We start from the raw sequence: 8,828 nt of genomic DNA on the forward strand, positions 1-8,828 counted from the left end.
ACGAAATATGAGCACTGAACATAAACGGTCACTCCCAGCAGTAACCCTGGCCGCCATTGGTGTGGTCTATGGCGACATTGGTACCAGTCCTCTCTACACCTTAAGAGAGTGTTTTTCTGGTCACTATGGTTTCAACGTTGAACCCAGCGTCGTTTTTGGTTTTCTCTCTCTGATTTTCTGGATGTTAATCCTCATTGTTTCGCTCAAGTACCTCACTTATGTGATGCGGGCGGACAACGCAGGGGAGGGCGGTATTCTGACGCTGATGTCTCTGGCGGGCAGAAACACCTCGGCACGCACCACTGCCGTTTTGGTCATTCTCGGCCTGATCGGCGGAAGTTTCTTCTATGGTGAAGTGGTGATCACTCCGGCTATTTCTGTTCTTTCCGCGATGGAAGGTCTGGAAATCGCAGCACCTTCACTTGATCCTTATATCGTTCCCTTATCTATTACTGTCCTGACGCTGCTTTTCATTATTCAGAAACACGGCACCGGCATCGTGGGCAAACTGTTTGCGCCGGTGATGTTGTTGTGGTTCCTGACGCTGGCTGTTCTCGGCGTGAACAGCATCATGCAGAACCCTGAAGTACTTCGCGCCATGAACCCGATGTGGGCGGTTAACTTCTTTATCGAGCATAAGTCGTTTTCCTTCCTGGCACTTGGCGCGGTCGTTCTGTCGATTACCGGTGTGGAAGCGCTGTATGCGGATATGGGCCACTTCGGGAAATTCCCGATCCGTCTGGCCTGGTTCACCGTGGTGCTGCCTTCTCTGGTGCTGAACTACTTCGGTCAGGGCGCATTGCTGCTGAAAGACCCGGAGTCGATTAAAAACCCGTTCTTTCTGCTGGCGCCTGACTGGGCATTGATCCCGTTACTGGTGCTGGCAACGCTGGCCACCATTATCGCGTCTCAGGCTGTTATCTCCGGTGTGTTTTCCCTGACGCGTCAGGCTGTGCGTTTAGGCTATTTACCGCCAATGCGCATCATCCACACTTCAGAAATGGAAGCAGGCCAGATTTACATCCCGGCCATTAACTGGTTGCTGTACTTTGCGGTGGTTATCGTTATCGCCAGCTTCGAGCATTCGAGCAATCTGGCAGCGGCATACGGTATCGCAGTAACCGGTACGATGGTGCTGACCAGTATTCTTTCCTGTACGGTGGCACTCAAAAACTGGCACTGGAAACCTTTCCTGGTCGGGCTTTTGCTGATCGGTCTGCTGTTTATGGATATCCCGCTGTTCGCGGCGAACGCTACTAAACTGTTCTCCGGCGGTTGGTTGCCGCTGACGCTGGGTTTGGGCATGTTTATCGTTATGACGACCTGGAAAAGCGAGCGCTTCCGCCTTATGCGCCGCATGAACGAGCATGGGAATTCCCTGGAAGCGATGATCGCCTCTCTGGAGAAATCCCCGCCGGTGCGTGTTCCGGGTACGGCTGTGTATATGTCGCGCGCCATCAACGTCATTCCGTTTGCGTTGCTGCACAATCTCAAACACAACAAAGTGTTGCATGAGCGTGTGGTACTGCTGACGTTACGCACCGAAGATGCGCCTTATGTACATAACGTCCGGCGCGTCACCATCGAACAGCTTTCGCCGACGTTCTGGCGTGTGGTCGCCAGCTACGGATTTAAAGAAACGCCGAACGTGGAGGAAGTGTTCCACCGTTGCGGTCTGGAAGGATTGCCGTGCCGGATGATGGAAACGTCATTCTTTATGTCGCACGAATCACTGATCCTGACCAAGCGCCCCTGGTATCTCTACTTCCGTGGCAAACTCTTTATGGCGCTCAGCCGCAACGCCTTACGCGCGCCAGATCAGTTTGAAATTCCGCCGAACCGCGTAATCGAACTCGGTACGCAGGTAGAAATCTGATCCTCATTTCTACTGCTCGCAGGGCACCTTCGGGTGCCCTGTTTTATTTTCTCTTTCTCCTTTCTGAAACGACTAACTCAAATTTCCCTGCGGTTTCTTAATTATTCAGCGAAACGTTTCGACGCTGATCACAATTCCATCATAACTCCGTTGCGATGGCCGGGGATCTTTATAAACTCATCGGTGAGCGAAACGTTTCGCTGTAGGAGTTCACAATGAAGAAGTCACCGCTGTTAAATGCCGAAATCTCACATGTTATTGCCCGGTTAGGTCACACCGATCAGCTGGTTATTGGCGATGCCGGACTTCCGGTGCCAGCAGCTTGCCAACGCATCGATCTGGCCCTGACCCAGGGAGTTCCCACCTTTTTACAAGTCTTAGAGGTAGTGACACATGAGATGCAGGTTGAGCGGGCTATCCTCGCCGAGGAAATCCTCACTAAAAATCCTCAACTCCATGAAGCGTTGCTCGCCCAATTGACACAACTCGAACAACACCAGGGAAACACCATTGCTTTGGATTACGTCAGTCATGAGTCATTCAAAGCACAAAGCGAAAAAAGTCGGGCTGTGATCCGCAGCGGGGAATGTTCGCCTTATGCGAACGTTATTCTGTGTGCTGGCGTAACCTTCTGAGGCCTTTATGCAACCTTTGCTGCAACTGACAGGCATTGATAAAGCCTTTCCCGGCGTAAAAGCACTTTCCGGCGCGGCGCTCAGCGTCTATCCGGGACGTGTAATGGCGCTGGTGGGAGAAAACGGCGCGGGCAAGTCCACCATGATGAAAGTGCTGACCGGCATCTATCAGAAAGATGCCGGCTCAGTGCATTTTCTTGGCAAGGAAGCGGTTTTCAGTGGCCCTAAAGCCTCTCAGGAAGCCGGGATTGGTATCATTCATCAGGAATTAAACCTGATCCCCCAACTGACGATTGCTGAAAATATCTTCCTGGGCCGTGAGTTTGTGAACGGTTTTGGCCGCATCAACTGGAAAAAGATGTATGCCGAGGCCGATAAACTGCTGGCGCGCCTGAATCTGCGTTACAAAAGCGACCGGCTGGTAGGCGATTTATCCATCGGCGACCAGCAGATGGTCGAAATTGCCAAAGTGCTGAGCTTTGAATCCAAAGTCATCATTATGGATGAACCGACGGATGCCCTGACCGATACCGAAACCGCTTCTTTATTTAACGTGATCCGGGAACTAAAAGCCGCCGGTTGCGGTGTGGTGTATATCTCCCACCGCATGAAAGAAATTTTCGAAATCTGCGACGACGTGACGGTGTTCCGTGACGGGCAGTTTATTGCAGAGCGGCCGGTCAGTTCGCTTGAAGAAGACACGCTGATTGAAATGATGGTGGGCCGTCGCCTCGAAGAGCAATACCCGCGCATTAATCATGAACGCGGTGCGCTGCGTTTGCAGGTACGCGATGTCAGCGGGCCGGGCGTGGATAACGTCAGCTTTGATCTGTACAGCGGCGAAATTCTGGGGATTTCCGGTCTGATGGGCGCAGGCCGTACCGAACTGATGAAAATTCTCTACGGAGCCTTACCGCGTAAAAGTGGTTATGTGGCGCTCGATGGCCGCGAAGTGGTGACACACTCACCGCAGGACGGGCTGGCAAACGGCATTGTTTATATCTCTGAAGACCGCAAGCGCGATGGCTTAGTTCTGGGCATGTCAGTGAAAGAAAACATGTCGCTGACGGCGCTGCGTTATTTCAGCCACGCTGGCGGACGTCTTAAACATGCGGAAGAACAGCAGGCTGTCGGCGATTTCATCCGCCTCTTCAATATCAAAACGCCGTCGATGATGCAGACCATCGGCCTGCTTTCCGGCGGTAATCAGCAAAAAGTGGCAATTGCCCGTGGATTAATGACGCGGCCGAAAGTCCTGATCCTCGATGAACCGACGCGCGGCGTTGACGTTGGTGCCAAGAAAGAGATTTACCAGCTTATAAACCAGTTCAAGCGCGAAGGGCTGAGTATCATTTTGGTTTCCTCAGAAATGCCGGAAGTGATCGGTATGAGTGACCGGGTTTTGGTGATGCATGAAGGCCATTTAAGCGGTGAATTCCCGATAGAACAGGCTACGCAGGAAGTGTTGATGGCTGCCGCTGTCGGCAAGCAATACGGCGTGACGCAGGAGTAATCAGATATGAGTTCTCAGACATTGCCAGCCAAAAAGCGCTGGATCAGTAAAGAGTGGTTGTTGGAGCAAAAGTCTCTGATTGCGCTGCTGGTGTTGATTGCCGTGGTCTCTTCCATGAGCCCGAATTTCTTTACGGTCAATAACCTGTTTAACATCCTTCAGCAAACGTCCGTTAACGCCATTATGGCCGTCGGCATGACACTGGTGATCCTGACGTCCGGGATCGATTTATCCGTCGGCTCTTTGCTGGCGCTGACCGGCGCCGTTGCCGCCTCGATTGTCGGGCTGGAAGTGAATGCGTTTGTTGCCGTTGGCGCCGCGCTGGCGTTAGGTGCGGCTGTGGGTGGCGTCACCGGAATGATTGTGGCCAAAGGGAAAGTCCAGGCGTTTATCGCTACGCTGGTCATGATGTTGCTGCTGCGTGGTATTACGATGGTGTACACCAACGGCAGCCCGATCAGTACCGGCTTTAATGATGTCGCTGATGTTTTTGGCTGGTTTGGTATCGGTCGCCCGCTGGGTATCCCGACACCTGTCTGGCTGATGGCTGTGGTGTTTATTGCGGCATGGTACATGCTGCATCACACCCGGCTGGGGCGTTATATCTACGCGCTGGGCGGTAACGAATCCGCTACGCGTCTGTCAGGTATCAGCGTCGATAAAGTCAAAATTATCGTCTACTCCCTGTGTGGTTTGTTAGCCGCTCTGGCCAGTATCATCGAAGTGGCGCGCTTATCTTCTGCGCAGCCCAACGCAGGTACGGGTTATGAGCTGGATGCGATTGCCGCAGTGGTATTAGGGGGAACCAGCCTGTCCGGGGGTAAAGGACGCATTGTTGGAACGCTGATCGGTGCATTGATCCTTGGCTTCCTGAATAACGGTTTGAACTTATTAGGTGTTTCTTCCTACTACCAGATGATCGTAAAAGCAGTTGTCATCCTGCTGGCGGTTCTGGTGGATAACAAAAGCAACAAATAAACTCTCCTACAGGACTTATGACCATGAATATGAAAAAACTGGCTGTCTGGGTTTCCGCCGCAGCGATCACCGCTTCTTTCAGTGCTAACGTTCTGGCGAAAGACACCATTGCGCTGGTCGTTTCCACGCTGAACAATCCGTTCTTCGTCTCCATGAAAGACGGCGCGCAAAAAGAAGCGGACAAACTGGGTTATAACCTGGTGGTTCTTGATTCTCAGAACAACCCGGCGAAAGAGCTGGCAAACGTACAGGACCTGACGGTTCGTGGCACCAAGCTGATGCTGATCAACCCGACGGATTCTGATGCGGTAGGCAATGCCGTTGCGATGGCAAACCAGGCGAAAATCCCGGTGATCACTCTTGACCGTCAGGCTACTAAGGGTGTTGTCGCCAGCCACGTTGCGTCTGATAACGCCTTCGGGGGGAAAATGGCCGGTGATTACATCGCCAAAAAACTGGGCGAAAACGCTAAAGTCATTGAACTCGAAGGTATCGCCGGGACGTCTGTTGCCCGTGAACGCGGTAAAGGTTTCGCTCAGGCCGCCGAAAAACACCATTTCCAGATCCTCGCCAGCCAGCCTGCTGACTTCGACCGCACCAAGGGCCTGAACGTCATGCAGAATCTGCTGACTGCGCATCAGGACGTGCAGGCCGTGTTCGCTCAGAATGACGAAATGGCGCTCGGTGCATTGCGCGCCCTGCAGACTGCCGGTAAAACGGATGTGCTGGTCGTTGGCTTTGATGGCACCGACGACGGTATCAAAGCCGTTAACAGCGGCAAAATGGGCGCGACTGTGGCACAGCGTCCTGAACAAATCGGTGTGATCGGCGTTCAGACTGCAGATAAAGTACTCAAAGGCGAGAAAGTGCCGGCTGTTATCCCTGTTGATTTGAAACTGGTTGCTCAGCCGTAATACTCTTTTTATCGATGCTGTAACTGCGCCTCCTGATGGAGGCGCTATTTGACTCAGGGATCTCCACATGAAAACCGGCAAACTGGTGGTACTCGGCAGTATCAACGCTGACCACATTCTGAATATCAACCACTTCCCGCAACCGGGCGAAACGGTTATCGGTAAGCAATACACCGTAGCCTTTGGCGGTAAAGGGGCGAATCAGGCTGTTGCAGCCGGTCGCAGTGGCGCTGATATCTCTTTTATTGCCTGTGTGGGAGATGACGATATTGGCGAGCGAGTTCGCAAACAGCTGGCCAGTGACCATATTGATACGCACCCCATCGAAGCCATTAAAGACACCACCACTGGCGTAGCGCTGATTTTCGTGAATGCGGAAGGTGAGAATGTTATTGGCATAGATGCGGGGGCAAATAAAGCCGTCACGCCTGAATATCTTGATCGCTATAAACAGCAGGTCATTGGTGCTTCTGCTTTATTAATGCAACTTGAATCTCCGCTTGAAACGGTGATCGCGGCATCGAAGATCGCTAAAGACAACGGTACGCAGGTGATCCTTAATCCGGCTCCGGCCTGTGAATTGCCCGATGAATTGCTGGCACGGGTGGATATAATCACCCCGAACGAAACTGAAGCTGAAAAGCTGACGGGAATTAAAGTCGACAGTAATGAAGATGCCGCTCGCGCCGCAAACGCTTTACATGACAAAGGCATCACGACTGTCATCATTACGCTGGGCAGTAAAGGCGTCTGGCTCAGCCAGAACGGAGAAGGAAAGTTAGTGGCGGGGTTCCGTGTAAAAGCTGTCGATACGATAGCAGCAGGTGATACCTTTAACGGCGCGTTAGTCACAGCCCTGCTGGAAGGCAAACCGATGGACAGCGCAGTACGATTCGCACACGCCGCCGCAGCGATTGCCGTGACGCGTCCTGGCGCACAACCTTCCGTCCCGTGGCGCAAAGAAATAGACGATTTCCTCGCACAACAGGAGGCCTGATTGGCCACCATGAAAGATGTCGCCCGCCTCGCGGGCGTTTCAACCTCTACCGTTTCCCATGTGATCAACAAGAATCGTTTTGTCAGTGAATCCATCGCTGAGAAAGTGAATGCTGCCGTTGAACAACTCAATTACGCGCCTTCCGCCTTGGCCCGCAGCCTTAAGCTGAACCAGACACGCACCCTCGGCATGTTACTGACCGCCAGCAGTAACCCGTTCTATTCGGAAGTGGTGCGTGGGGTGGAGCGTAGTTGTTATGAACGCGGCTACAGCCTCATTTTATGTAATACCGATAATGACGCCGAACGCATGAACCGCAGCCTGGAAACGCTGTTGCAAAAGCGGGTCGACGGACTGCTGATCATGTGCACCGAAAACCACCGACCCTCGAAAGACGTTATCAGCCGTTATCCGTCACTGCCGATTGTGATGATGGACTGGTCACCGTTTGATGGCGCGATAGATATTATTCAGGATAACGCGTTGCTGGGCGGCGAAATGGCGACGGAGTTTTTAATCCGTCAGGGATATCATCGCATCGCCTGCATTACCGGCCCGTTGGATAAAACCACCGCACAGGAACGGCTGAGTGGATATCGTCAGGCCATGGAAAAAGCCGGTTTGAAGATTTTACCTGGTTATGAGGTGTGTAGTGATTTTGAATTTGAAGGCGGATTAGCCGCAATGCAGCAGTTGCTGGCGCTGCCCGAACCGCCGCATGCGGTTTTCGCCAGTAACGATGCGATGGCTGTTGGCGTATATCAGGCACTTTATCAGCGTGGATTGCGTGTTCCCGATGATGTAGCCGTGATGGGGTACGATGATATCCAGCTGGCGCAATATATGATGCCGCCGCTGACAACAATCCATCAGCCTAAAGACTCACTGGGAGAACTGGCGGTTGATGCATTACTGCATCGGTTGCAAGACCCGGCTTCAGAGCCTCAGATTTTAGTGCTCACCCCAGAGCTGGTAGTCCGTCAGTCTGTGGGATCATTCATCAGCAAGTAACAGGCTCTGGCATTCCAGAAGTGCGGCATTGGCATCACCGGCCAGAATGGCATCCGTCAGCCGCTGGTGATGTTCCAGTTTAATCACTTCATTGCCTGTAATTGCCCGAAAATAGCTCTGATACACTGAACTGAATAAATTCGCAAAAGAGGTCAGAAAAGGATTTTTCCCCGCTTCATAGATTAGCTGGTGAAACTGCGTATCTACCGTTATCCAGTGTTCCCGATCAAAGCTGTTATGCAACTGGCGCATTTCATACATATATAGAGAGAGCTGATGCTTTTGCTCTTTACTGGCAGCGAGTGCGGCTAACGCACAAGCCTGAGGTTCGAGTGCTTTGCGTAAAACAATAAAATGCGCCATCACCTGATCGAAGTTTTCACGGGTCATCCACCAGGTCAGCAATTCCTGATCGAGAAAGTTCCAGCTCGATTGTGGCATTACCCGGGTACCAATACGCGGACGGGGTAAAAGCATTCCCTTAGCCGCCAGCGTTTTTACTGCTTCACGTACGGCCGTCCGGCTGACACCAAAAATCTCTCCTAACTCATTCTCGCCAGGAAGAATAGCCCCTTCCGGATACTCCCCAGACAAAACGCGTTGTGCAATTTTCTCCGCCAGCAGGTAAGAAAGGTTACGTTGAGCTGCCTGTTGATGTGCATTAAGTAGCATGTAAGGTATTCCTGAATGTCTTTCTCTTAATTATGAAGGAGAGTTTACTCCAGCCTCTGGCTTGAAACTGGTGTGTTTTTAGCGAAAAACGACCGGTATTTGTCCATTTTGGACGAAATTGACGGATTAATGAACGGTTGGTGAAAAAAGTGAAATTAGGGGTTGCGGCCTTCTGAGAACTCCCTATAATGCGCCTCCACTGACCGGGAACAACGACTGACAAGTCGCCCGG

Annotated in this window: 8 protein-coding genes; 7 read left to right on the top strand and 1 reads right to left on the bottom strand. The window is 52.2% G+C overall.

The window, feature by feature from the left end:
- The first annotated feature begins 7 nt into the window (after positions 1 to 7).
- From kup to rbsR, 7 genes are all read left to right on the top strand, one after another.
- Positions 8 to 1,876 carry a low affinity potassium transporter Kup gene (kup, locus tag DXU84_RS16150; RefSeq protein WP_013577671.1) on the top strand — a complete coding sequence of 623 codons (1,869 nt, stop codon included), beginning with the start codon at positions 8 to 10 and terminating at the stop codon, positions 1,874 to 1,876.
- Between the two features lie 215 nt (positions 1,877 to 2,091).
- The gene (gene rbsD, locus DXU84_RS16155) at positions 2,092 to 2,511 is read left to right on the top strand and encodes a D-ribose pyranase (RefSeq protein ID WP_013577670.1); all 420 of its coding nucleotides are present in this window, start codon (positions 2,092 to 2,094) and stop codon (positions 2,509 to 2,511) included.
- 7 nt (positions 2,512 to 2,518) lie between these two features.
- Positions 2,519 to 4,024 carry a ribose ABC transporter ATP-binding protein RbsA gene (gene rbsA / locus DXU84_RS16160; RefSeq protein WP_013577669.1) on the top strand — a complete coding sequence of 502 codons (1,506 nt, stop codon included), beginning with the start codon at positions 2,519 to 2,521 and terminating at the stop codon, positions 4,022 to 4,024.
- Positions 4,025 to 4,030: 6 nt separating this feature from the next.
- Entirely contained in the window at positions 4,031 to 5,002 is a 972-nt protein-coding gene (rbsC, locus tag DXU84_RS16165) for a ribose ABC transporter permease (RefSeq protein ID WP_013577668.1), read from the top strand.
- A 23-nt stretch (positions 5,003 to 5,025) separates the two neighbouring features.
- Positions 5,026 to 5,916 (top strand): ribose ABC transporter substrate-binding protein RbsB, encoded by an 891-nt coding sequence (gene rbsB, locus DXU84_RS16170; protein ID WP_013577667.1) that lies wholly within the window; start codon positions 5,026 to 5,028, stop codon positions 5,914 to 5,916.
- 67 nt (positions 5,917 to 5,983) lie between these two features.
- The gene (gene rbsK, locus DXU84_RS16175; RefSeq protein ID WP_013577666.1) at positions 5,984 to 6,913 is read left to right on the top strand and encodes a ribokinase; all 930 of its coding nucleotides are present in this window, start codon (positions 5,984 to 5,986) and stop codon (positions 6,911 to 6,913) included.
- Complete coding sequence (rbsR, locus tag DXU84_RS16180) at positions 6,914 to 7,924, top strand: ribose operon transcriptional repressor RbsR (protein ID WP_013577665.1); 1,011 nt, start codon at positions 6,914 to 6,916, stop codon at positions 7,922 to 7,924.
- Here the strand turns inward: rbsR and DXU84_RS16185 are convergent.
- The gene (locus tag DXU84_RS16185; RefSeq protein ID WP_013577664.1) at positions 7,907 to 8,596 is read right to left on the bottom strand and encodes a FadR/GntR family transcriptional regulator; all 690 of its coding nucleotides are present in this window, start codon (positions 8,594 to 8,596) and stop codon (positions 7,907 to 7,909) included. The genes rbsR and DXU84_RS16185 overlap by 18 nt on opposite strands.
- Positions 8,597 to 8,828 lie beyond the last annotated feature (232 nt).

Source organism: Rahnella sp. RcJ3 (assembly GCF_009498575.1).
In the GTDB taxonomy this organism is placed as follows: domain Bacteria; phylum Pseudomonadota; class Gammaproteobacteria; order Enterobacterales; family Enterobacteriaceae; genus Rahnella; species Rahnella aceris.